Origin of the sequence: Algoriphagus iocasae (assembly GCF_014206875.1) — a bacterium.
Taxonomy (GTDB): Bacteria; Bacteroidota; Bacteroidia; order Cytophagales; family Cyclobacteriaceae; genus Algoriphagus; species Algoriphagus iocasae.
Genome location: NZ_JACIJO010000003.1, coordinates 1,211,564 through 1,234,725 on the forward strand (window position 1 = coordinate 1,211,564; position 23,162 = coordinate 1,234,725).

The window sequence follows — 23,162 nt, forward strand, 5'->3', positions numbered from 1 at the left end:
CTATGAAAAAAATCTGTATACTATTATTTCTTGGATTCCTTTTTATCGGCTCTGTACAGGCTCAGGATTCTTTTGATCCCGACGAATTGCTAAAAGAAGCTAGAGAATTGATTTTTGATAAGAAATACAATGAAGGGAGAAAAGTGGCATTTAGGGCTTTGGAAAGATACCCTGATTATGCAGATATCCTGATTTTAGTGGGTAGGAGTTACGCTTGGGAAGGTAAAAATGATTCTGCTTCGATTTATTTGGATCGTGCCATTAATGCTTCTCCAAAATATGTCGATGCCTATTCAGCCAGTTTGGATAACCTGATGTGGGAAGGGAATTATGAAAAAGCCGATCAGGTTTTAGAAACAGCTAAAAAGAACTTTGAAAATCAGCTTCCAGACGATTTAAAATACAAGGAATCAAGGCTCTATTATTATCAAGACTCCTATGATGAAGCTCAGGAAATAGCGGAAGATCTTTTTGATAATGGGTACCGAACTGATGGAATTCTTTCTTATATCCAAAACTTACGACGATTAGGGAGAACCAATGCCATAGGTATGACTTATGATTATGATAATTTTCAAGGTGATTTGACCCCATGGAATACCTTTTCATTTTATGGTAGAACCCAAACCAAATTTACCGGTTCCTTGATTGCCAGAGTTACACAAACTTCCAGATTTGATTCACAGGGTACTTTATTTGAACTAGATGCTTATCCTTCTTTGGGAGAAAAAGCTTATGCCTATGTCAACATAGGTGGCTCTAAGGCCAGTTTCTTCCCGAAATTCAGATTTGGTACTTCTATTTATTACAACCTGGAAAATGCCTGGGAAGTGGAAGGTGGTTATAGATATTTAGGTTTTACCGAAGGAACCCATATCATCACGGCCTCCCTTGGTAAATATGTTGGTAATTGGTGGCTAAACTTGAGAGCAAACGTGATTCCTTATGATGGAAAAGTCAGTACATCCGCAAACTTTCAGGCCAGGTATTACTTCAAAACTGCTGAGGATTTTTTCAGTATCCAGTTGAGTTCCGGAGTTTCTCCTGATGAAGAAAACAGGGATCAAACCCAATTATTGAATTCCTACCGAGCCAGACTTGGATATCAGCAATTGATAAGCCCTCGTTTTTTGATTTCTGCTTACACAGGTTACAGTAAGGATGAATTAAGTGCGGATAACTTCAGAAATGACCTGAACTTCACTTTAGGTCTAGAATATAGATTTTAATACCTAGAATTATGATCTCTGAAGAGTTAAAAATCTATCTAAAACGAATTTTTCCTTTCCTGGCATTCTTTGTTTTGGTTCCCTTGATCAGTTATGGGATATGGGAATTCTATCCAAAGAAAAACCTGAACTTGCTTGTCATGGACAAAACCGTTTTGGGTCCTGATTTGGTAGAACATAGTAGCTTGTTTTGGGTGCTGGACTATCAAAAGTTCACTAAAAAAGACAATGAGCTTTACAATAAGAAGACTGATTACCTGGGTTATTTCCCTGCAGGAGAGCAAAAAAAGCCTGAAATAAAAGACCTTTCTGGACTTTCTTCACAAATGATCAAAGACAAAGTGTCAAATTTGGATGTGGTATTTATTACCGACACTTATGGGGTGATGACCACTCCAGATAATCCAGAAATAGAAGCCCAGATTCCTGTCAGAAAGAAGGTTTATGGAGGATTAGATAGTAAAGACATTGAGTTATTGACCGAGGTAAAAAATCAGGAAAAAACCTTGATTGCTGAATTCAATAGTATGGCCAGTCCAACGACCAAAGAAGTTCGTACGGAATTTGAAAATCTGATGGGAATCAAATGGACTGGCTGGATAGGAAGGTATTTTGATGAATTGGACACCATCGTCAATCAGGAGGTGCCAAAATGGATGCGTTATCAGTACAAAAAACAGCATAATGGAGACTGGTTGCCAGCTGGAGCAGGACTGATCTTTTTGCACGAAGACGGAAGAATAGAAGGTTTAACTTTTGAGGAAGATTATCAGAATAAAATCCCACTGATCAGAACCCAGAAAATCAATCCAATAGGCAGTGTATTACCTGAGATTGTGCCTTACCCAGACTGGTTTGATGTGGTATTGATAGAAAGGGAATACAAAGTGATTTCCTATTACGATATTAATCCTACCACCGAAGGATTGGAGAAACTAAGAAGCATGGGCTTGCCTAGATTTTTCCCAGCAGCCATTGTCAAAGAAAACGGCAAAGGGAAAATTTATTATTTCGCAGGGGATTTCTCTGATATAAGAGTGGATTTAGGCTCTGCAAAATTCACAGGTCTACCACTCTTTTGGAAAGGCCTTCATATGGTATCTGATTACACGGATAGAGAGAGTTTCTTTTGGAATTACTATTTTCCTTTAACCTCATCAATTCTGAATTCTGCCTACCAGTCCAAGAATTAATCTCTAGGTTCTATTTTTGGAAGTAGCTTTTTCGTTTGGATTAGATAATTATTCCGGTTTTTAAACTCTTCAAATTCACCTACCATTCGATTGGAGACTTGAAGGTCTTGGATAGGATCAATATTTAATCCATCACTGACTAGAAATAGCTGCCCATCAGAGAGGAAATAATCTCCATGGATGTAATCCAATAATTGGTTTTTATTTCTCATTAAAGGCATGGCTATCCTGGACTGGAAAGTCTGCGAAGTATCCATAACCTGGCCTTGCCAGATAACCTCTTCCGGTAAATTAATCGCCACTTGTTTTTGAAGGAATGCCAAGATTGATGGAGTGATTTCCCAATGCGACACAACACCTTTGAAACGCTCCTGACGGCTTAGCTTTGGGGAATACATGATCAGAGGAACTCTGAATCGATCTAAACGGGTTGCCATCGGAATTTCAGGCAGTCTATGGTCACCAGTGATAATAAATATGGTGTTCTCAAATTCCGGTCTCTTTTTGTACTCACTAAAAAAATCCCTGATCGCATCATCTGCATATAGAAGCGTCATATAAATATTTTCATAGGAGAGGTAGTCCGTAACTTTGCTTTCACTAAAACCCAAATCATTTGATAAATAGCTTCTTAATTTCGGCTTATAAATCTCAGGAGTAGGAACGATGTACGGGTCATGTGAAGTCTGGGTCTGAAATATTCTCAACTGTGGCTTATCGTCAGATGCAGGAAGTTTTTGAAGTCCATTTGTAAATAAAGCCTTATCGGGATAACCCCAAGAAAAACCAGTTTCTGAAGGGGTTTTCTCAAATTCTGCCCCGTAATTCTGTTGATCAATAATTTTATCAACCTGATGGTATTTCAAAAAGCTACCTTCATTATCAAAGTTTTGATCTGATCCGATATAAAATTCCGATTCGTAATCATTTTTTTTGAGTATACTCAATAGACTTTCATGGTAAGGAAAATCTGGGGAAAATTCCAGAAATCCATTTTTACCAAAAGGCAAGCCGGCCATTGTACCAGGAAGGATTCCAAATGTTCTACCCGTTGAGGAAATTGCATTTTCCCAGACTAAACCATGCTCACCCAAGGAATCAAGAAAGGGAGTAAAACTTCCCAGATAGGCAGTTTTACCGGAATAGGCACTACCTAAACTTTCAAAAAATATAAATACGATATCAGGTTTTGAATCTAAACTGTCAAAAAATGGACTTAACACATCCGGATATTCCGCCACATGGGCAAAAGGATAATTGTCATCCATAAACTCTTTTTTCACCACTAAATCATTTCCAGTAGGCCTCAGATAGAAATCGAAATAATAATTATCATCAAACATGAAATAGTTAAAGGATGCCTGAGCCAAAAAGTGGGTTTTATTTATCTGAACATTGCTTTTGTTTTCACTAGCCAAATTGGAATCATTAGCCGGAAAAAGAACATAAAAGAAAATAAAGATGTAGGTAAAAGCAGAAATTATTAGATAGGATTTGAGTTGGAACTTCAAAAAGCGGATTCCTAAATAAAGGATTCCTCCTATGATGAAAGCTCCTATAAAACCAGAGATAATGTTTAGTGCATTTAATTGGCCGGAGGCCTGGACAGTAGCAAGCAAATCATCAAAGCTATAACCATACACATCACTCCCCAGAGGAAGCAAAGTTTTTAAAAAGTAGCTGATGAGTGCACCTTGTATAATTACTGCCAGGACAAAGACCGTTAAGCTAAGCCATCTTGCCAGGCTGGTTGAGAAAATGCTAAGGATGATATGGAAAACCAGCAATAAACCTATGAAATATAAATACCAGCCTAAATCTTCTATGAGGCTAGAAAACAATACGTCAGAAAGGTTAAATTGGAGCAGATGAGTGTTAAAAATCAGTTTTAATTCTAAAAACCTGATTATCAGCATCAGTAAAATAAATACAAAGGCCATTCCCCAGAAATCACCTAAAATTGATTTGACTTGATTAGGAAGGTTGGACCTAATTTCGGCTTTTTGGGCCATAATCGATCGATAAGTTTTTGAGTGAAGGCTGAAAAGATAGGGTAAAATCGGGTATCTTCAAGCAGTCAAAACAATAAAATGAGTAAATCAGATCTCTTAATTGAACTTTACACCAATTTGAGCACCACTGGAGCTCTAACATTCAGTTCAAAAGCATTAGTAAATAAAATGCTTTCTTTTTCCGATTTGTCCCAAGCAAAATTAATTGTGGAAATGGGAGGAGGAGATGGAAGCATTACACAAGGTATTGTTGATCGATTGGCACCTGATGCCGAACTTCTGGTATTTGAGATCAGTAGTTCTTTTTGTGAAGCGATGAAAAAACAGTTTCCCCAGGAAAATGTAAAGATCATCAACGATTCTGCAGAAAACATTCACAAATATCTTGATGGAAAGAAGGTAGATTACATTTTTTCTTCCTTACCATTTAGTTTTATTTCTCCTGAAATTCGGGATGAGATCCTTCGCCAAAGCAGCTCCGCTCTTAACAATAGTGGCTACTTTATTCAAATTTGCTATTCTTATTTGCTTAAAGGTCTATTTAAGAAGCATTTTAAATCAGTGAGTTCAAGTTTTACTTTGAAAAATCTACCTCCTGCATTTGTGATGGTTTGTAAATAATTTTTGCAATGGATATCCTGAAAACAGCCCTTCTGGAAATGTGCAGGAAGAATAAAAAAGCATTCTTTTATCCCGAAGATATTCTCAAAATTATGTTTCCTGAGGATTGGGATCAATTCCTTCCTGAGTTGAAAAGTCTGTTGGAAGAACTTCTACAAGAGGGAGAAATTGTGTTGAAGTCGAAAGATCCAAAAATTCAATTCTCTGAACTCAGTAATTATTCATTCAAAATAAAGTGTAATACCAAACCTTAATTGATTTGTATCTGTTGAACTAGGAAAAATAGACTAATGGACAATCAAGTAAATTTTCCAAAAACCCCGTTACATGTTCCTGATGGGCAGGAATTGATCACTTTGGGAGCAGGGTGTTTTTGGTGTACAGAAGCGGTTTTTCAACGTTTGAAAGGCGTACATAAAGTAGTTTCCGGCTATTCAAATGGAATTATAGAGAATCCAAGTTACCAAGAGGTGTGTTCTGGGACCACTGGGCATAATGAGGTCATTCAGGTTTATTTTGATCCAAAAGTTATAAGCTTGCATAAAATCCTAGAAGTATTCTTTGCTACCCATGATCCTACCTCCCTGAATAGACAAGGTGCTGATTCTGGCCCTCAATATCGTTCGGGAATTTATTATGTGAGTGAGACTCAGCAAAAGCTAGCAAAGGAATTAAAAGAGCAATTGAATGAGTCTGGTGTTTTTGATAAACATATCGTCACCGAAATTGAGCCATTATTAAGCTTCTACCCCGCAGAAAATTATCATCAGGACTATTTTAACCAAAATGGTCATCAACCTTATTGCCAATTTGTAATTAAACCTAAAGTGAACAAATTGGAAAAATTCTTTCAAAAGGAGCTGAAACCCTAAAATCAGTTTTTGTATGCTAACAATGAAGAGAACCAGAGCACAAGAATCCAGAGCTGCTATCGAGCGAATGTATATTACGATGCGGCATCTTTTTACCCGTGGTACTTATAAACCCATGGGTATTTCCGGGGAAAGTCTGGTAAGCGCATTGATGGTGTTAAGTCCAGAGATCTATGGTACCATTACTGACCAAGAAAAAATAGAATTGGATGGTTTGCTATATGTCATGGAGCGACTTCCAAGAGGAATTGAGGAATGTCGATATGTGCGATTGATCAGCCGGGAAGGGTATGAGACTTCTCATTTGACTCCTATCGTTCCACCAAAGCGAAAAAGGAACTGTTATCGATTGGATGATCAGGTGATGTATGTGGAAATGACCAGAGGCAGATCTGATATTTATGATATTCTGACTCACCTGACATTTTTATACATCGAATCCCGAAAGATTCTGAATAACAGTACCGATCCAAAAGGTAAAATTTCCCAAAATTGGATTATGCTGGAGGAACTGGTGAAGAAAGAGGAGGCAGGTGAAACCTTTGAAAAAGAAGCTGCAAGTGCTTATTTAAGCCACTTGATCGGAAGAACCTTTGAAGAAACGGTTGCTGCTGTAGAGAAATTTGAAAAGTCCTCCAATTCCAATAGCCTATTCTCCATCGTTTATCATATGGGAAGATTGGCTTTTGAAGAAAAGAACAAAGGCTTGGATCGAGAAATATCATTTTCTGCCACTTTGAGAGAGCGAGTAGGTCACCATGTTTACGGAGAACTCTGGGCTAGAAGAATCAAATTGGCATTGGAAGAAAAGAACCTGATCAAGCGTCCTATTCATGTGATTTCGGCGAATCTCCATTCGGTATTAAATACCATTTATGGTCATCAGCTTTTAGGACTAAAAGATTATGAAGCCATTGAAAAAGTGGCGATGGATATCTCTGTCAAAGCGAAATCAAATAAAGGAAAAGCCATTTATGACTATGCTCTTAAACATGGATTCATTGACCTTCCTGATGAATCAGGCACAAATATCGGTGCACAGATTATTGATACAGCACTTTTAGAAAAAGATGAATTAATACCTGGAGTAAGCCTAAACAAAGAGAAGGAAAAAAGACCGGTCTTTGTAGTAATGGATTATGCTTTTGGAGAGCAGGCTTATGAATGTTTCGATGAACTTCTAAAGCCATTTAAAAAGGGAGAGAAAGATATCCCGTTGAATGTTGTTTCTACCAGTATCATGGGAAAAGCAGGGATTCTTTACGGCGGAAAGGGCGATTTAATGATTCCTAATTCCCATATTTTCGAAGGCACTGCCGATAATTACCCTTTTAAAAACGAATTGAAAAAGTCAGATTTTGAAGGTTTCGGATTGGGAGTTTATCAAGGTTCAATGATTACGGTTTTGGGAACATCCCTTCAAAACAGGGATATTCTGACCTATTTTATGCAATCAAGTTGGAATGCCGTGGGTCTGGAAATGGAAGGAGCGCATTATCAAAAAGCAATACAATCGGCTTCAAAAATCAGAAGAAGTATACCTTCCAATGTCAAAGTTTTATATGCCTATTATGCTTCTGACAATCCTTTGGAGACTGGAAGTACCTTGGCTTCTGGAGCATTGGGAATGGAAGGAGTGAGGCCTACTTATCTGATTACCTATAAGATACTGGAGAAGTTGTTTTCATAAAATCTAGGCTGCTTGTTAACAGGCAGCTATTTTTTTACGTCTTGCTTTCAAATCAAAGCTGATCCAGAAATGCATAAACATCTCAATTTTCTATTGCTCTTCCTCTTCCTTGTATTTATTCAAAGTTGTGGTGAAGACGGAGCCCTTGGTAAAACTGAATTTTATTGGGATCAAACAGGTTGCGCTGACCCTTGGGCAAGCATGGGAGGAAATTCTGACGATGAATTAAAATCGGCAATTTTAGACTATCTGAAATCCGAAGGGGTGAAGAAGGCTAGGTTCATTGGTTTTTCTGATGAAGCAGAACAACAGTTTTGTCAATCATGTTTCTGTACTACCGGAAGGAGGTTTCATCTAGAGGTTCCCAATAATCAAAAAAGCAAGATGCTGGAATTAGGATTTAAAGAAGCCTGAACGAAAACTGCTTCAAAAACAAAAGAGCCACTCAGTTTTGAGTGGCTCTTGCTTTTCTATTGAAGGTTAGATTTAATCGGAGGAGGTCCTGGAGGTACCATTCCTTTGTACACATAATCTCCCAAATGTTCCTTAAAATCAGCTTTCACAGCTTCCACCAACTCAGGATTTTGGAACAAATCTACCATCGTCATGGATAATGCTTTGGCAGCATAAGCCATTCCTTTATGCCCAATAGACATACCTCCAGCTGCAACAACAGCCCAAGAGTGCCAAGGAGTACCATTTGGAGCAGTGGTCGCAGAAAGTCTGATAGTCGGCACCACATAACTTACATCTCCCACATCGGTACTTCCACCCATGCTATGTTCAGCAGTTTCTTCCATCGGTTCAATCTCAGAGACTAGACCTATTTGAGGCTTTCCTGTAGCCTCTTGAATTTTCTTTGCAAACTCTTGTTCTTCTTCGGTGTAAGAAATCGACCCTAAAGTCTCCAAATTCTTCTGTAAGGCCGCAGATCCAGTTCTATTGACCAATACTTCATGAATACCTGAAATCAAATTCACCTCGTAATCCACATTTGCCATGATGGCAGCACCTTCAGCCATTTTCATGACTTGTTCATAAACAGGCATCAAACCCTCTCTACTGCTATCCCTAACACGAACCCAAATTCTGCTGTAATCAGGAACAACATTGACAACCTGGCCAGCATCCTGAATATGATAATGGATTCTAACAGTCGGTTTGATATGCTCTCTGTAATAGTTTATGCCTGTGGTGTAAAGTTCCAATGCATCAGAGGCCGATCTGCCATTCCAAGGATCCGCTGCAGCATGTGCTGCTTGTCCTCTAAATTCCACTTGGAAGTCTACCAAAGCAAGACCTTTTTGAACAGCAGCTTTCGTTTCTGCCGCTGGATGCCAATCCATCACCACATCTACATCCTCAAATAAACCAGCTCTGATCATCCATAATTTCCCAAAGAATTTCTCCTCTGCAGGAGTCCCGTAAAATCGAACAGTTCCTTTGATTTTTCCTTCTTCGATCAAGTCTTTAATTGCCGCCGCAGCTCCTAAGGAGGCTACGCCAAAAAGGTTATGTCCACAACCATGACCTGGAGCATCTTCATGCAAGGGACTTTTGTAAGGAACTTTATTTTGGGAAAGTCCAGGAAGTGCATCAAATTCCCCTAAAATCCCTATCACAGGAGAACCTGAACCATATTCTGCTACAAAGGCAGTAGGAATCTCTCCAACACCTCGGGTAACTTTAAATCCAAGGCTTTCTGCATAATCAGACAAGGCGGCAGCGGATTGAGTTTCCTGAAAAGCTATTTCTTCAAAAGACCATATTTTATCACTCAAATCAGTCAATGCTTCAAAGCGCGAATCGACTGATTGGATCACTTCATTTTTAAGGGGATTTGGTTTCTCTTTCTTTTGCGCCTGCAAAGGAATACTGCTCCAAATTCCGATTGTAATTAGGAGGAGGGAAGGGTACAATTTTTTCATAGGTTGATGGTTTTTTTTGTGTTTTTAAGGTAAGGAAAATTTTGATTTAAGAATTGAATGCCTTCGATTATGGATCGGTAAAAAAAGAAAAAGCAGCCTTTCAGCTGCTTTAATATTCTAATTTGATTTCTGTCTACCAAGCGATTCCATAGTCATCTCCATAATCACTGGATCCACCCCAGAAGGTACCATGCTTCCAATCAAACCAGATTGCATTGATTGGGCCAGATGTTTTGTTCCAAAGTTCGATGGAATATCCTTTTGAAGCCAATTCTTTATTCACCCAATCCGGAGAATCATTTCTCAAGACAATCGCTCCTGGTCTTACCTCATGATCTCCGAATGAACTTTGCATTTGATAGGAGTTGAAATTTGGTGCTTCAACCGATTCTTGAACGTTCATCCCAAATTCCACCATATTTAGAAATAACTGCAACAAATTCTGATCTTGAGAGTCACCACCTTGCACTGCAAAAGCCAATAGTGGTTTTCCATCTTTCATTGCTAAACTTGGCGTCAATGTCACTCGAGGTCTTTTTCCAGGTTCTGGTAAATTATATGGATTTAGGTTTTCATCCAGAACAAAACTTTGCATACGCTGAGACAAGCCAACACCGGTATTACCAGCAACGACTGCTGGAATCCAACCACCACTTGGGGTGACTGAAACAACCCAACCTTCAGCATCGACTGCTTCCACGGATGTTGTGCCTTTTTGGAAGTTGTCGATAAACTCAGTGTCCAGTTTGGTATTGATTTGCTCTGGATTTCTGAAAGCTATGGCCTCTTTATTCTTATTTAAAAGATCTAGATATGGATTGGTTTCACCTTGAAATGGATAAGGATCACCAGCGGTAATATTCGGATCATTTCTATCACCAATTAGCTTGGCTCTTTCTTTTGCATATTCTTTGGAAAGCAATCCTTTCATCGGAGACTTTACAAATGCTGGATCTCCATAATAGAAATCGCGATCTGCAAATGCCAAGTTCATCGCTTGGTACACTGTATGAATGTATTTCGCTGAGTTATAACCCATTGATTTCAAGTCAAAATTCTCAAGGATATTTAAAGATTGGAGCAGGGCAGGACCTTGAGTCCATTCTTGAAGTTTGTAGACATCTATCCCTTTGTAATTGACATGTAGCGGCTCTTCAATTTTTACCTTCCAGTTTGCTAAATCTTCTTCAGTGAAAAGTCCACCTTGTTCTCTTGTACCTCTTACTATTTCCTTCGCGATATCTCCTTTATAGAACCTGTCATAGGCAGCATAAATAGCTTCTTTTCTTGATTTGCCTTCAGCTAAAGCTTTCTTTTCAGCCTCTACTAGCTTTGAAAGCATTTGGTATAAATCTTCCTGGACAAAAATCTCTCCTGGTGATGGAGCTTCTCTTTCTTCTCCAAGGTGTGGAAGAAAGATTTTCTTTGAATAAGACCATTGTTTGATTCTAGCTTTTTGCGATTCCATGGCATTGGCTGTCTGCGCCTCAATCGGATAACCTTTAGCAAGATCCATGGATGGTTTTAATATTTGTTCCAAACTCATGGTTCCGTATTCAGCAAGCATGGTCATTATTCCTCCTGGTGTTCCTGGAGTCGTGGCAGCTAAGGGTCCGTATTGGGGAGGGTAATCCATTCCTTGGGATTTATAAAACTCTACCGTTGCACCAGTTGGGGCATACCCTAGGGCATTGATTGCAATGACTTTTTTAGTATTAGGATTATAGATCAAAGCCTGAGTTTCTCCACCCCAAGAGAGTACATCCCACATGGTGGAAGTGGCGGCAATCATGGCACAAGCTGCATCTACCGCATTACCTCCTTGTTGGAAAATAGCTGCTCCAGCAGAGGCACCAAGTGGTTTTCCTGTAATTGCAACCCAATCTTTCCCATGAAGAATGGGTTTATTGGTTGGGGTGGTACCTGCTCCAAGTCCAGGCAATCCTTGCCCGTTTACATTCCAGGATAGAAGTAATAGAACAATCAGGTAAAATTTTCTCATTTGAATAGGTTGTTTATTGGTTTTCGTCTAAAAGTTGGCTCATAATGGGTTTAAAGCCAGGGAACTGGGAATTATAATGGGTGAATAATTGGAAAAGTCCACTGGGGTCTTTTAGATCAATGCTATTGTTTTCAGTATATTCTTTCATTTCTTCAGCGCTATCGCCGAATACTTCGAAAATCTTTTTTCTTCCATTTGGCATTTCATAAACGTCTTCACCTCGTAGATAATAATAGATATTTCGCTTGATGATTTGATCATTTCTGTTTCCTACCATCAATGCTGTATTATAATTAGATTCTTTGAAAACAGCCATAGTTCTTCGCATGAGCGGTAATTCCCCATCAATTAAGACTTCAAAAAAACCGGAAATTGGGGAACCCTCATCCTTAAAATCCATCCCATTGACAAAATATCTCGGTACTTTATAAGTTGAATCTACCCAAACCAAATTCTGAATTCGTAAGCCTGGCATAACCGAAACTAGGTTGTTTTCAGGTTCCATTAATTCAAACATGTTTGAAACAATATTATACCGAACTCTGAAGCCCTCTAATAGTTGCTGATCTCTGTATAAAAGCAATGAAGCAGTATTCCACTTAGTGTCCAGGTAATTGGTTCCTTCCACCTTTTTGGGTTCTGGTGGAATTCCATAAACAGCATTACCACCGATCATATTTGGTCTATCATTAAATAAGTTGGTGATATTATTGGCTCGAATGGTTTTTTGGAGGGCTGCACCAGATCCTTCAGCACCATATTTCACCAATAAAAGATCTCCGAGATTTACATCCTCATTAAGTCGAATTACTTTTTCATATTTGTTATATCCAGGATAGGAGAGAGCCAAAGTATATTTATCGCCCACCACATTTTCGATTTTAAAATTCCCCCCACTTTTTGAAACTTGTCCAAACGCGGTTCCGGTTAAGGTTACACTTACCCCATCAAGATATTCTTTAGTGTCTAAATCCAAGATTCTGCCGGTAATTTGAAAAGTTTGTGCAAATGATTCGAATCCACTCAATGCCACAAAAGCCAGGATAAACAACCAGGAAGACCGATGAAATTTCTTAGTAATCATAGTTTGGGCTTTTTCACGTTAGTATAGTAATATAACCTAAAATGATGTAATCATTCCATTTTGAAGCTGGATACTTCGAATATTTAAAATATTATTAATAGAAATTCAGGATATCCTCCTATTTTGCGATTATGCTTGATAAAGGCTTATATTTGGAGCAATCGAACTGATTGTTTTCCAGTTTTTTACACTTTGAAAATCACACCAACCATTGGATTTCTCTTCATTTAATTTTGAATCTTCCTTACAGGAGGGTCTTGACGCAATGGGTTTTGATCAACCCACACCCATACAAGAAAAAGCAATTCCTGTCATTCTAAATAATAAAGACTTGATAGCCTGCGCACAAACAGGTACAGGAAAAACAGCTGCCTTTATTTTACCCGTACTTAACAAAATCTCAAAGTCTGGTTCTGATAAGCTCAATACCTTGGTTTTGGCGCCTACCAGAGAGCTTGCTATACAAATTGATCAACAGATTCAGGGCTTTTCTTATTTCCTTGGAATTAGCTCAATTCCGATTTATGGAGGCGGAGATGGCCTAGTTTGGGAGCAGCAAAAGAAAGCTTTGGAAACAGGAGCAGAGATTGTTGTTGCTACACCAGGTAGATTGATTGCCTTGCTTGCCGGTGGAAAGATGGATTTAAGTTCTTTGGAGCATTTGATTCTAGATGAAGCGGATCGGATGATGGATATGGGTTTTTCTGACGATATATTGAAAATCGTGAATTACCTTCCCAAAAAGCGTCAAACCATTCTGTTTTCAGCGACTATGCCATCTAAGATCAGGCAGTTCAGTATGAAAATATTGAATCAGCCAGAGGAGATTTCCATAGCTATCGGTAAAACAGCTGAAGGAGTTACTCAGTCTATGTACTCCGTATATGACACGCAGAAAGAAAATTTGGTGAAGCATATTCTTTCTCAAAAGAGCTACGAAGCTGTGATCATTTTTGCTTCGACCAAAGAAAAAGTAAAAGGCTTATACAAGGTTTTAAAGAAGCATTTTGATGTAGAAGCTTTCCATTCGGATCTGGAGCAAATAGATCGTGAAAAGATCATGTCGGCCTTTAAAAACAAGGCAGTCAAGATCCTAATCGGTACAGATATTATTTCAAGAGGAATTGATGTGGTCGGTATAGAGCTCGTGATTAATTTTGATACACCAAGTGATCCAGAAGACTATGTTCACCGTGTAGGAAGAACAGCAAGAGCAGATAAAGAAGGGGAGGCGATCACTTTTGTGAATCCAAAGGATCAACCCAAGTTTGCCAGAATCGAGAAACTTATCGGAATGAGCATTACCCAAAATCCTCTTCCGGATGATTTTGAGAGAGGACCGGTATACCAGGGAGATTCTTTCAAAAGCAACAGAAAGCCCGCTGCCCATGAAAAGAAAGCAGGAAGTAAGCCTAAATCAAAAGGGAAAAAGAAGTTTCCTCCAAGGCAAAAACCAGTTCAAAATCCTGAGGCACATCAAGAAAAACCAAAGGAGGATAAAACTAAAAATAAGCAATCTCAAAATTCTGAATCTAATTCAAGTAATATTTCAAACTCATCTGGATCAAGCAAATTCGGAAATAGAAAGAATGTAATAGAACCTTAATTGAAACATTATTTTAATTGTAATTCCAAAGTACTTCAGCTAAATTGAAGTACTTTTTATTTTTAATGCTTGTATATGCAATACATAAAATACAAGTCTAGAGGTTCATCTGTTTCATTTTTGCAGGAAATTCTAGGCAAGCTCGGTTATACTGTCAGTTCTTCAGGATATTTTGATTTGGCAACAGATCAGGCTGTAAAGGATTTTCAAGGTAAACATCATTTGGTGGTGGACGGTGAAGTTGGGATCAAAACCTGGACGATACTTCTTGATGTAGCGAAACCGTTTTTAGCATTTGGCGACAAATTTTTAGGGGAGCAAGACCTAATCAATTTTTCCAAGGATTATTCGCTGGAACTAGGTGTGGTAAAAGCTGTAAATGAAGTGGAAAGTAGTGGAAAAGGATTTTTGATAAATGGGAAGCCTAAGATACTTTTTGAGGGGCATGTTTTCTGGCAGCAATTAAAGGAACGAGGGTTTGATCCTCTTTCATTTTCTAAACCTGAAAATGAGAACATTCTATATAAATCCTGGACTAAGAAACATTACTCTTCTGGAACTAAGGAGTACGAGCGTTTAGAAAAAGCGATGGAAATCGGTACAGATCCTAAGATCAAAGAAGCAGCTTTGGCTTCTGCTTCATGGGGTTGTTTCCAGATTATGGGATATCATGCCATTCCCTTAGGGTATGGATCTGTTTCTAATTTTGTGGATCAAATGTACCTTCATGAGAGGAATCATTTAGAGGCATTTGGAAAGTATATCAAAAAATATGGTTGCTTGAAGCACCTGCAAGTTAAAGATTGGGCAAAATTTGCCAGGTGCTATAATGGTTCGGGATTTGCACAGAATAAGTACGATATTAAATTGGCAGCCGCCTTTGATAAATTTTCGAGTTAAAAACCCAAGTATATGTTATTTAGTGAATTAATAAAGTTATTTGAAAGAGACATCGATCGCCTATACGCGGAGATTGAGGCCTATTCTGTTGAAAAAATCCTCTGGGAAACCAATCATCATATCAGCAATTCTGCTGGGAATTTATGTTTACATCTTTTGGGAAACTTACAGGCTTTTGTAGGTTACGAACTTGGAGGATTTGAATATACTAGGGACAGAGAATTTGAATTTGCCGGAAAAAATGTCCCCAAATCCGATCTTTTATCTTCCATCAGTAATCTGAAAAGAATCATGATATCCAGTCTTGAAGGTATGGATGAAAGCTTAGTGGAAAAAGACTATCCAAAAGAGGTTTTTGGGAAACCCATGACCAATGAATATTTCCTGATCCATCTGTATGGTCATTTTAATTACCATTTAGGACAAATCAATTACCATAGAAGGTTATTGCATCCATAGAATTTTAACTGAGTAGAGGATAATCTAATTTCATTGAAAAATGATTTCCCTGTTTTAAAACCAAGGATTATCCTTAAAAAGAAAAAAGCTCCGAATTTTCGGAGCTTTTTATTTTAGTAAAGAGTTCGGAACCTAATTGTTCCCGGTATTGTCTTCAGCGCATCAATGGCATCTGGTGAGTAAGCCTTGTCAATGTCTGTGATTACATAACCGATTTTTTCATTAGTCTTCAAATACTGACCTACAATATTGATTTCGTAGTTAGCCAGAACTTGATTTATCTTAGCCAAAACTCCAGGTTCGTTCAGGTGAATATGAATCAAACGATGCGCATCCTGCAAAAATGGTAATTGGATATTCGGGAAGTTGACTGAATTATAAGTATTTCCAGTGTTGATATACTCCATGATTTTGCCAGGCACAAAACGAGCGATGTTTTCCTGAGCTTCCAATGTACTACCTCCAATATGAGGAGTTAGAATGGTATTTGGCAAACCGATCAATTCAGAAACAAATGGCTCTGAGTTATTTTTAGGTTCTTCAGGGAAAACGTCCACAGCACAACCTGCTAAATGACCTGAAAGAATCGCATCTTTCAATGCAGCAATTTCCACCACATGCCCACGGCTCAGGTTGACCAAAATTGCACCTTTCTTCATCTTGGTAATTTTTGCCTGATCGATCAGGTTTTTGTTTTCCTTTCTGCCATCTACATGGAGGGAAATCATGTCACAGGTACTTAGCAATTCATCCAAAGAATCTAGCTTAGTGGCATTACCTAAGGCAAGTCTTTCAATCACATCGTAATAGAATACATTCATCCCCATGTTTTCTGCCAAGACAGAAAGCTGCGCTCCGATGTTTCCATAACCTACGATACCCAATTTTTTACCTCTAATTTCGAAGCTACCACTTGCAGATTTGTCCCACTTACCTTGATGCATTGCTACTGATTTATCAGCAAAGTTTCTCATCAAGAAAATGATTTCAGCAATTGCCATTTCCACAACAGATCTGGTATTACTGAATGGAGCGTTGAAAACCGCAATTCCTTTTTCCTGACAAGTTTCCAGGTCTATCTGGTTTGTTCCGATACAAAATGCTCCGATAGCAATCAATCGATTGGCATTCTCCAATACTTTTTTAGTGATATTGGTCTTAGAGCGGATTCCGATAATAGAAACGTTCTTGATCTTTTCACAAAGCTCTTCTTCGCTCATTGCAGAGCTGATCACTTCTACTTCATAGCCTTCTTCTTTCAGAAGGTCTACACCGATTGGATGGACATTTTCCAATAGCAAAACCTTGATTCTGCTTTTTGGATAAGAAAATTTAGTATTCAACTTATTGATATATAAGATCTCGTCTAAACTTGGAGCTATGTGATCTGCCTGGCTAGTTACCCTTGGGCGTGACACATTCTCGGTAAAGGCATAAAATTTATTTGCTAGGCCAGAGGCCTTGATTTCATAATCTGTGTATCCATCGCCGATTACGTAGATATCACCTTCCAGATTGATTCTTTTGATAGTTTCTGCCTTTCCGTTATTGGAGGAAAGAGGGTTTTCTCTATTGAAATCAATAATGTTTCCATTTTCGTCATAAACGAATTCATTGGCAAAAACATTCTCTTTTTTGATGCCATAATCACCTACGATTGGGATGATAAAATCCTTGAATCCATTGGAAATAATGTAAATATCTTCCGCATTGTCCTGAAGAAATTCCTTATTTCTCTCAAATGATTTGGAAACCTTTTGCTTTAAGGCATCTATTAAATCCTCAATCTGCGGCTTGCTGGCATTAAGGATTTCCAATCGCTGGATCAAGCTATCTCTGAAGGTCAAAGAGCCTTCCATTCCCAGATCAGTGATGTCTTTGATGGCTTGTAATTTACTTTCTCTTTCTGGATCCTTTTCTAGGCTTATTTCACCTAAGATGTCCAAAGCTTCCACTTGCGTGAAAGTACTGTCAAAATCAATGATAAATTTTTTGGTTTGAGGCATGAGCAGGGTCGATTTTTGAATCAGGCAGTAAAATTACAGTATTGTTAAAATTATCGAAGCTTTATTGAATAAATTGTTTCTATAAGATTTACTTCTAACTTTTTTGGCAATACTTTTTAAAAATGAAATCCGATTTTGAATGTAGATATTTTTCGAAATGAAATCTTAAATCTTTTAAACGAAGCTATAAACCTGTATTTTTGGAAAGAAATTAAATTCGGAACTATGAACAGATTATTCAGTTTGCTGACATTTTGTGCTTTTGGACTTAGCATTGCTTGCTCATCTCCAACAGCAGTTGAGACAGAAAAGTCTCCTTTGGACACTGTAGCCGGGAATTATGGCCAAGAGGTGAAGGAACTGGAAATCACACCTACTTCCGAAATGGTCCAAACAGTGGAACAAAGCGGAACTTTCGAAGGTAAAATTTCCGGTGAGATCAAAGAAGTTTGTAGCAACAAAGGCTGTTGGCTGAAAATGGATCTTCCAAATGGGAACAGTATGCGGGTAACTTTTAAAGATTATGGTTTTTTTGTCCCTAAAAACTCCCAGGGTTTTCCGATTATTCTGGAAGGAATCGCAACTCTCAGTGAGACTGACGTAGAGACTTTGCAACATTATGCTAAAGATGCCGGAGCTTCAGAAGAAGAAATCGCTCAAATAACTGAACCTAAAAAGGAAATTACATTTGAAGCAGTAGGAGTGAAAATTAAAGAGAAAGCTTAAGAATGGCGATAGCTTTAGATAATTTACGAGTAGGGAGGGTTTACCAAATGACCAATCAGGGAGAGGTCAGGAAGTTGGAAATCATTGACCGTTTAAGCGGTGATAACTTCAAAGTAAAGGATTTAGATACTCTAGAATATTACACCATTTTTGAATTGCTTCAATGGGGCAAAGGGAAGGATTACGATCTTGATGAAATCAGATAACCTGAAGTAATTTTCACTTTGTGATTTTTGATACAATATCTTTCATCGAGCTTTCTAACTTTCGGGAAAATTTAAATAATGAGTAAAAAAAGCGCAATTGGGGCTATCCTCGGAGCAAAATGCCCACAATGTAGAACTGGAAGACTTTTTCCTGTTTCACCTTTCAGTTTTAAAAAAATATCTGCAATCAATTCCACTTGTCCACATTGCCAGGCCAACTTAAATCCCGAACCGGATTTTTATTATGGTGCCATGTATATCAGTTATGCATTTTCTGTGGCATTGGTGATAACAGCGCTTACTGCCATTAATATTTTGATCGAAGAACCGGAACTTTGGATGTATCTTTCAACTGTCCTAGTTGGAAACCTTTTGCTTTTTCCTGCGATGCTTCGCTATTCAAAAGTTCTTTATCTCTATGGACTTGGGAAATTAAAATACAGGGGTGATTAATCTTTAAGATATCTGGAAGGTTTCAGACTGATCAGAATCAAACTGACAAAAACCAATAAAAGGTAAAATAAAGCCGGTAAGCCTCCGATAACAGAAAGAATTCTTACTCCATCTATTCCTGAAAACATCACCATGATCCAAGCCATAAAAGCGATCAATGTTCCCCAAATGATTTTCAGATTGGTATCAGTTTGAAATGGATCTTTTCCGAATTTTTTCATACTTAAACTTGCCAAGGCATCTGTACTTGAATCCGCAGCCGTTACATAGGATATAAAAATAGCTAAGATGAATAGGCGGGCAAATAATTTGAAATATCCCATATCTTCAAAAACCTGGTAAATGATTGATTCAGGTCCAGCCGTCTCAAAAAGATTTTGATATCCATCAGGATTGAGTAGGGCAAAGTCCAAAGTTGTTCCTCCGAAAATTCCCATCCATATCAAGCAGAATGTGGCTGGCAATAACCAGTTAAATAGTAAAAATTCCCTAACTGACCTTCCATAAGCTATTTTCCCTAAAAAAAGAGCAGTTACCGGAGCCCAGGCCATCCACATGGCAAAATTAAATACTGACCAATCATAAGTCCATTCATTTCCGCTACCGCTTAATTGAAGACTTAAATCCAAGAAATTCTTTCCATACTCCTGGAATCCAGCAATTACTGAATCAAAGATTTTCACGCTATTTCCGAGCATTACAAAAAGTATAGCGATCAGGAAAAAGAAAAAAAGATTGATTAGTGAAAGATTTTTGATGCCTTTTTCTATTCCCGTTGAAGAAGAAATCACAAAAGTTAACAAGATTGCTAAGGTGATAAAGCCTGAAAGAATAGGCATATCCCAGGTCGGAAATAGTTTTAAGAATCCTCCTGTAAGACTTAAAACGCCAGCTCCTAAAGCTCCGGCCATTCCTGTCACCAATGCAAAAAGGCTGATGCTATCTAATAAATTACTCCATGCAGACTTTGGTTTAGAGCCTAACAATGGACTTACTGCTAGACTAATAGTAGGTTTATTTAAACCTTGATAATAAAACAAAGCGAAAGAAAGAGCAGGTACCACATAAATAGCATAGGGCGTATAACCCCAGTGAAAAAACAAGGCTCCCAAGGAAAATTCTGTGGCAACTACTGATTTGGCTTCTAATTCTTTGAAAGAAGGAGGATAAAGAAAATGGGAAAGTGGCTCTGCGCTTCCCCAAAACAATATACCCACGGCAATGGTGGTGCATAAAACGATGGCAAACCAACTTAGACGTGTTAGTCTAGGTTTGGCATTTTTTCCTCCAATTCTTTTATTGCCAAGAGGTGAAATGAAAATAAAAAGACATAAAGCTGTCATTCCAAAAGAAAGCCAACTAAAGCCTAAACTGAAATTATGGAGGATAAGTGATTGAATAGTTTTCAAAAAGGCAATGAATCCTGAAGGCAAAACCAAGCTAAATAAAACAGCTAGGATAAGAAGAATAAAAGATGGCCAAAAGACCCAATTGCGAATATTTAATTTAAAAAACGAATTTCTTTTTCCCATTAGAAGCAAGTTAATGGATTTTTAGAAGGAATATTCAAGGAGAAGTTCAAACAATAAGGAATCTGAAATGCATGAAATTCACGATTGAATCTTTTGAGAGTATAATTTAACTCAATGTATTTACCTGATTTTGCTTAGATCTTAGGAATAATATAAAGTGCCTTGATTTGTCTCACAAACTATTTGTGAATATTACTAACAAAAACCGATGTTTTACTTAACAATTTTAATTGAGTTCCGTTTACTTTCTAAAATTCTTAAATAATGGAAAACATTCTCAAAAAACTCAAGGTTGAGGTGAATGAAAAACTTTACTTAAAAGATCCCTTCAGTTCGGAATTAGGTACTGCCATAGTAAAAGTTGGGGCGAGTTTAATTTTAAAATTGGGCATGGAACATTTTACTTTTAAGAAATTGGCGCAGGAAATAGGAGGGACTGAGCCTGCCATTTATCGTTACTTTGAGAATAAGCATAAATTTCTTTTATATCTCACAGCATGGCACTGGGCATGGATGGAGCATAATTTGGTCTTTGGAACTGCTAACTTAGTGGATCCAAAAGAAAGACTAGCAATTGCCATTAAACTTCTTGTGGAAGGACCAATTGTCACTGAGAATGACTATTTAAACCCAAGAGATATCCGTAATATTGTTATTAACGAATCATTGAAAGGCTATTTAACTAAAAGCGTTGATCTGGAGCACGAAAGTGGCGTCTTTACACAGCTTTATACTTTTGGGGAGCGGATTGCCAATATTATCAGTGAAATAAATCCTGAATACAAGTATCCTAAAACATTGGCTTCTACAGTTTTAGAATCAAGTATTTTGCAATCTTTCAATACAAAGCATCTTCCAGGTATGACTGAATCCAGTCTAGATAGAGAAGGAAGACTTCAATTCTTTAAACAATTGGTAGCTAAAACCATCATTCATGAATAGTACGGCAGCGATGAAACCCCTTAAGAGGTTTTTCAATCTTCTAAAAGAGGAAAAGAATCAAGTTTACGGAATTTACTTTTATGCAATCATCAATGGTTTGGTAGCACTTTCTTTGCCATTGGGGATTCAGGCAATTCTGAATTTTATCCTTGGAGGTAGAATCACAACATCTTGGGTTCTATTGGTGATAGTGGTCGCAATTGGAGTGGCTTTTGGAGGCTATTTACAGATTTCCCAATTACAGATAACGGAAAAATTGCAGCAAAGAATTTTCTCAAAAGCTGGTCTTTCTATAGCATATAGACTTCCTAGAGTAAAAGCAGAAATCCTTCATGGCAAATATGGTCCAGAAGTAGTGAATAGATTTTTTGATACCATCAATCTTCAGAAAGGCATTTCAAAACTTTTGGTGGACTTTACAACAGCCGTCCTTCAGATGGTTTTTGGCTTGCTATTATTGTCATTTTACCATCCTACATTCATTGTATTCGGAGCTGGATTAATTACGATCTTGATCTTGATTTTTTATTATACGAGTCCCAAAGGGATGGAAACGGCGTTAAAAGAATCATCTTATAAATATCAAACAGCTTACTGGCTGCAGGAAATTGGTAGAACATTAAATACATTCAAATTGGTGGGGTCTACCAATTTACCAATTCTAAGAGCTGACAGATTGATTCAGCGATATGTGGATTTTAGATCCAAGCATTTTGCTGTCCTGATCCTGCAATACAAAATCATGGTTGGTTTTAAAGTACTGATTGTAACCAGTCTTTTGGTAGCAGGCAGCGTTTTGTTAATTAATGAGCAAATCAGTATCGGTCAGTTTGTGGCTGCAGAAGTGGTAATTGTATTGGTTATAAATTCTGTGGAAAAAGTAATTCTGTCTTTGGAAACAGTTTACGATACCTTGGTGGCAGTAGAGAAGCTCGGCACAGTGATGGATCTGGAACTCGAGAGAAGTGAAGACACTGACAAATTGGTGGTCTCAAAGCCAGAAGGTCTAAAATTCGGTATGCAGGATGTGGTTTTCCAGCCAAGAGATGCTAATAAGCCAATTTTAAATGGAGTCAACTTACTTATCAAGCCGGGTAGAAAAGTTGCTATTACAGGCAAAAGTGGAAGTGGTAAAAGTGCTTTGCTTGCTTTATTCGCTGGTCTTTATGAGGATTTTAAAGGAAAGGTTTTAGTCAACGATTTATCAATTGATATGATCCAGCTTGAAAAATACAGAGCGATGGTGGGTGATTGTCTTGAATTCGGTGAACTCTTTCAGGGTACAATCAAAGAAAATATTTTATTAGGAAGAGATGTGCTTCCAGAGCAGTTTGAATTGATTCTCGATTTGGTGGGACTCAAGGATTATATTTATCAAATGCCAGCTGATTTGGAAACAGAATTGCAACCGGAAGGCAAGGGCTTATCGAGGGCAATTGCGCAAAGCATTTTGATTGCCCGAAGTCTGGTCGGAAACCCAAAAGCAATCATTATGGAAAATGCGCTGAGGAATATTAATCCGGAATTGAAACCTAAGATTGCGGATTATTTAATGAGTGGAGATTGGACTTTGGCGATGGTAACTGATGACCCGGTTATCCTGCAAAAAGCAGATGAAATCATCGTTATGGATGCTGGAAAAGTGGGAGTTCAAGGCTCATACGAAGATTATTTACAATACTCAAGAAAGAATTCATAAGC

Annotated in this window: 21 protein-coding genes; 15 read left to right on the forward strand and 6 right to left on the reverse strand. The window is 38.0% G+C overall.

The window, feature by feature from the left end:
* The first annotated feature begins 2 nt into the window (after window positions 1-2).
* Window positions 3-1,229: a YaiO family outer membrane beta-barrel protein gene (locus tag FHS59_RS19330; protein ID WP_184497151.1), complete on the forward strand. Its 1,227-nt coding sequence runs from the start codon at window positions 3-5 to the stop codon at window positions 1,227-1,229.
* Window positions 1,230-1,240: 11 nt separating this feature from the next.
* On the forward strand, window positions 1,241-2,422 hold the full coding sequence (locus FHS59_RS19335) for a hypothetical protein (RefSeq protein WP_184497153.1): 1,182 nt from the start codon (window positions 1,241-1,243) through the stop codon (window positions 2,420-2,422).
* Here FHS59_RS19335 and FHS59_RS19340 read toward each other — a convergent pair.
* Window positions 2,419-4,434 carry an LTA synthase family protein gene (locus FHS59_RS19340; RefSeq protein WP_184497155.1) on the reverse strand — a complete coding sequence of 672 codons (2,016 nt, stop codon included), beginning with the start codon at window positions 4,432-4,434 and terminating at the stop codon, window positions 2,419-2,421. The two genes, FHS59_RS19335 and FHS59_RS19340, sit on opposite strands and share 4 nt — an antisense overlap.
* 78 nt (window positions 4,435-4,512) lie before the next feature.
* On the opposite strand from FHS59_RS19340, the gene FHS59_RS19345 reads away from it, so the two are divergent.
* The 5 genes from FHS59_RS19345 to FHS59_RS19365 all read left to right on the forward strand — a co-directional run bounded on the left by FHS59_RS19345 (window position 4,513) and on the right by FHS59_RS19365 (window position 8,031).
* The gene (locus FHS59_RS19345; RefSeq protein ID WP_184497157.1) at window positions 4,513-5,055 is read left to right on the forward strand and encodes a class I SAM-dependent methyltransferase; all 543 of its coding nucleotides are present in this window, start codon (window positions 4,513-4,515) and stop codon (window positions 5,053-5,055) included.
* An 8-nt stretch (window positions 5,056-5,063) separates the two neighbouring features.
* Window positions 5,064-5,309, forward strand: a complete 246-nt coding sequence (locus FHS59_RS19350) for a hypothetical protein (RefSeq protein ID WP_184497159.1) — start codon at window positions 5,064-5,066, stop codon at window positions 5,307-5,309.
* A gap of 36 nt (window positions 5,310-5,345) precedes the next feature.
* The gene (msrA, locus tag FHS59_RS19355) at window positions 5,346-5,927 is read left to right on the forward strand and encodes a peptide-methionine (S)-S-oxide reductase MsrA (protein ID WP_184497161.1); all 582 of its coding nucleotides are present in this window, start codon (window positions 5,346-5,348) and stop codon (window positions 5,925-5,927) included.
* 22 nt (window positions 5,928-5,949) lie between these two features.
* Window positions 5,950-7,617 carry a DUF6909 family protein gene (locus FHS59_RS19360; protein ID WP_184497163.1) on the forward strand — a complete coding sequence of 556 codons (1,668 nt, stop codon included), beginning with the start codon at window positions 5,950-5,952 and terminating at the stop codon, window positions 7,615-7,617.
* Window positions 7,618-7,686: 69 nt separating this feature from the next.
* Window positions 7,687-8,031 carry a hypothetical protein gene (locus FHS59_RS19365; protein WP_184497166.1) on the forward strand — a complete coding sequence of 115 codons (345 nt, stop codon included), beginning with the start codon at window positions 7,687-7,689 and terminating at the stop codon, window positions 8,029-8,031.
* 56 nt (window positions 8,032-8,087) lie between these two features.
* Here FHS59_RS19365 and FHS59_RS19370 read toward each other — a convergent pair whose 3' ends face one another.
* The 3 genes from FHS59_RS19370 to FHS59_RS19380 form a co-directional block, all read right to left on the reverse strand.
* A complete protein-coding gene (locus FHS59_RS19370) occupies window positions 8,088-9,545 on the reverse strand; it encodes an amidohydrolase (RefSeq protein ID WP_184497168.1) in 1,458 nt (485 codons plus the stop codon).
* Window positions 9,546-9,678: 133 nt separating this feature from the next.
* Complete coding sequence (locus tag FHS59_RS19375) at window positions 9,679-11,547, reverse strand: gamma-glutamyltransferase family protein (protein ID WP_184497170.1); 1,869 nt, start codon at window positions 11,545-11,547, stop codon at window positions 9,679-9,681.
* Window positions 11,548-11,560: 13 nt separating this feature from the next.
* The gene (locus FHS59_RS19380) at window positions 11,561-12,631 is read right to left on the reverse strand and encodes a carboxypeptidase-like regulatory domain-containing protein (protein ID WP_184497172.1); all 1,071 of its coding nucleotides are present in this window, start codon (window positions 12,629-12,631) and stop codon (window positions 11,561-11,563) included.
* Between the two features lie 211 nt (window positions 12,632-12,842).
* Here FHS59_RS19380 and FHS59_RS19385 point away from each other — a divergent pair, with 211 nt between their 5' ends.
* The 3 genes from FHS59_RS19385 to FHS59_RS19395 all read left to right on the forward strand — a co-directional run bounded on the left by FHS59_RS19385 (window position 12,843) and on the right by FHS59_RS19395 (window position 15,596).
* On the forward strand, window positions 12,843-14,237 hold the full coding sequence (locus FHS59_RS19385; protein WP_184497174.1) for a DEAD/DEAH box helicase: 1,395 nt from the start codon (window positions 12,843-12,845) through the stop codon (window positions 14,235-14,237).
* A 75-nt stretch (window positions 14,238-14,312) separates the two neighbouring features.
* Window positions 14,313-15,137, forward strand: coding sequence for an N-acetylmuramidase domain-containing protein (locus FHS59_RS19390; protein WP_184497176.1), 825 nt, complete (start codon window positions 14,313-14,315; stop codon window positions 15,135-15,137).
* Between the two features lie 12 nt (window positions 15,138-15,149).
* A complete protein-coding gene (locus tag FHS59_RS19395; protein ID WP_184497178.1) occupies window positions 15,150-15,596 on the forward strand; it encodes a DUF1572 family protein in 447 nt (148 codons plus the stop codon).
* A 113-nt stretch (window positions 15,597-15,709) separates the two neighbouring features.
* On the opposite strand, the gene serA is transcribed toward FHS59_RS19395, so the two are convergent.
* Entirely contained in the window at window positions 15,710-17,602 is a 1,893-nt protein-coding gene (serA, locus tag FHS59_RS19400; RefSeq protein ID WP_184497180.1) for a phosphoglycerate dehydrogenase, read from the reverse strand.
* Between the two features lie 225 nt (window positions 17,603-17,827).
* Between serA and FHS59_RS19405 the strand changes: the two genes are divergently transcribed.
* The 3 genes from FHS59_RS19405 (at window position 17,828) to FHS59_RS19415 (ending at window position 18,987) form a co-directional block, all read left to right on the forward strand.
* Complete coding sequence (locus FHS59_RS19405; RefSeq protein WP_184497182.1) at window positions 17,828-18,328, forward strand: DUF4920 domain-containing protein; 501 nt, start codon at window positions 17,828-17,830, stop codon at window positions 18,326-18,328.
* 2 nt (window positions 18,329-18,330) lie between these two features.
* On the forward strand, window positions 18,331-18,534 hold the full coding sequence (locus FHS59_RS19410; RefSeq protein ID WP_184497184.1) for a hypothetical protein: 204 nt from the start codon (window positions 18,331-18,333) through the stop codon (window positions 18,532-18,534).
* 78 nt (window positions 18,535-18,612) lie between these two features.
* A complete protein-coding gene (locus tag FHS59_RS19415) occupies window positions 18,613-18,987 on the forward strand; it encodes a DUF983 domain-containing protein (RefSeq protein WP_184497186.1) in 375 nt (124 codons plus the stop codon).
* Here FHS59_RS19415 and FHS59_RS19420 read toward each other — a convergent pair.
* On the reverse strand, window positions 18,984-20,519 hold the full coding sequence (locus FHS59_RS19420) for a BCCT family transporter (RefSeq protein WP_184497188.1): 1,536 nt from the start codon (window positions 20,517-20,519) through the stop codon (window positions 18,984-18,986). The genes FHS59_RS19415 and FHS59_RS19420 overlap by 4 nt on opposite strands.
* A 264-nt stretch (window positions 20,520-20,783) precedes the next feature.
* Between FHS59_RS19420 and FHS59_RS19425 the strand changes: the two genes are divergently transcribed.
* Both FHS59_RS19425 and FHS59_RS19430 read left to right on the forward strand, forming a co-directional pair.
* Window positions 20,784-21,461 carry a TetR/AcrR family transcriptional regulator gene (locus tag FHS59_RS19425; RefSeq protein ID WP_184497190.1) on the forward strand — a complete coding sequence of 226 codons (678 nt, stop codon included), beginning with the start codon at window positions 20,784-20,786 and terminating at the stop codon, window positions 21,459-21,461.
* Window positions 21,454-23,160: a peptidase domain-containing ABC transporter gene (locus FHS59_RS19430; RefSeq protein ID WP_184497198.1), complete on the forward strand. Its 1,707-nt coding sequence runs from the start codon at window positions 21,454-21,456 to the stop codon at window positions 23,158-23,160. The genes FHS59_RS19425 and FHS59_RS19430 overlap by 8 nt, the downstream gene beginning before the upstream one ends.
* Window positions 23,161-23,162 lie beyond the last annotated feature (2 nt).

Bases quoted from the DNA above. Each gene is read 5' to 3' on its own strand.
- FHS59_RS19395 (WP_184497178.1), top strand. From the start codon at position 15,150: ATGTTATTTAGTGAATTAATAAAGTTATTTGAAAGAGACATCGATCGC.
- FHS59_RS19415 (WP_184497186.1), top strand. From the start codon at position 18,613: ATGAGTAAAAAAAGCGCAATTGGGGCTATCCTCGGAGCAAAATGCCCA.
- FHS59_RS19425 (WP_184497190.1), top strand. From the start codon at position 20,784: ATGGAAAACATTCTCAAAAAACTCAAGGTTGAGGTGAATGAAAAACTT.
- FHS59_RS19350 (WP_184497159.1), top strand. From the start codon at position 5,064: ATGGATATCCTGAAAACAGCCCTTCTGGAAATGTGCAGGAAGAATAAA.
- FHS59_RS19335 (WP_184497153.1), top strand. From the start codon at position 1,241: ATGATCTCTGAAGAGTTAAAAATCTATCTAAAACGAATTTTTCCTTTC.
- FHS59_RS19360 (WP_184497163.1), top strand. From the start codon at position 5,950: ATGAAGAGAACCAGAGCACAAGAATCCAGAGCTGCTATCGAGCGAATG.
- FHS59_RS19330 (WP_184497151.1), top strand. From the start codon at position 3: ATGAAAAAAATCTGTATACTATTATTTCTTGGATTCCTTTTTATCGGC.
- FHS59_RS19365 (WP_184497166.1), top strand. From the start codon at position 7,687: ATGCATAAACATCTCAATTTTCTATTGCTCTTCCTCTTCCTTGTATTT.
- msrA (WP_184497161.1), top strand. From the start codon at position 5,346: ATGGACAATCAAGTAAATTTTCCAAAAACCCCGTTACATGTTCCTGAT.
- FHS59_RS19430 (WP_184497198.1), top strand. From the start codon at position 21,454: ATGAATAGTACGGCAGCGATGAAACCCCTTAAGAGGTTTTTCAATCTT.
- FHS59_RS19420 (WP_184497188.1), bottom strand. From the start codon at position 20,519: ATGGGAAAAAGAAATTCGTTTTTTAAATTAAATATTCGCAATTGGGTC.
- FHS59_RS19345 (WP_184497157.1), top strand. From the start codon at position 4,513: ATGAGTAAATCAGATCTCTTAATTGAACTTTACACCAATTTGAGCACC.
- serA (WP_184497180.1), bottom strand. From the start codon at position 17,602: ATGCCTCAAACCAAAAAATTTATCATTGATTTTGACAGTACTTTCACG.
- FHS59_RS19410 (WP_184497184.1), top strand. From the start codon at position 18,331: ATGGCGATAGCTTTAGATAATTTACGAGTAGGGAGGGTTTACCAAATG.
- FHS59_RS19340 (WP_184497155.1), bottom strand. From the start codon at position 4,434: ATGGCCCAAAAAGCCGAAATTAGGTCCAACCTTCCTAATCAAGTCAAA.
- FHS59_RS19380 (WP_184497172.1), bottom strand. From the start codon at position 12,631: ATGATTACTAAGAAATTTCATCGGTCTTCCTGGTTGTTTATCCTGGCT.
- FHS59_RS19405 (WP_184497182.1), top strand. From the start codon at position 17,828: ATGAACAGATTATTCAGTTTGCTGACATTTTGTGCTTTTGGACTTAGC.
- FHS59_RS19370 (WP_184497168.1), bottom strand. From the start codon at position 9,545: ATGAAAAAATTGTACCCTTCCCTCCTCCTAATTACAATCGGAATTTGG.
- FHS59_RS19375 (WP_184497170.1), bottom strand. From the start codon at position 11,547: ATGAGAAAATTTTACCTGATTGTTCTATTACTTCTATCCTGGAATGTA.
- FHS59_RS19390 (WP_184497176.1), top strand. From the start codon at position 14,313: ATGCAATACATAAAATACAAGTCTAGAGGTTCATCTGTTTCATTTTTG.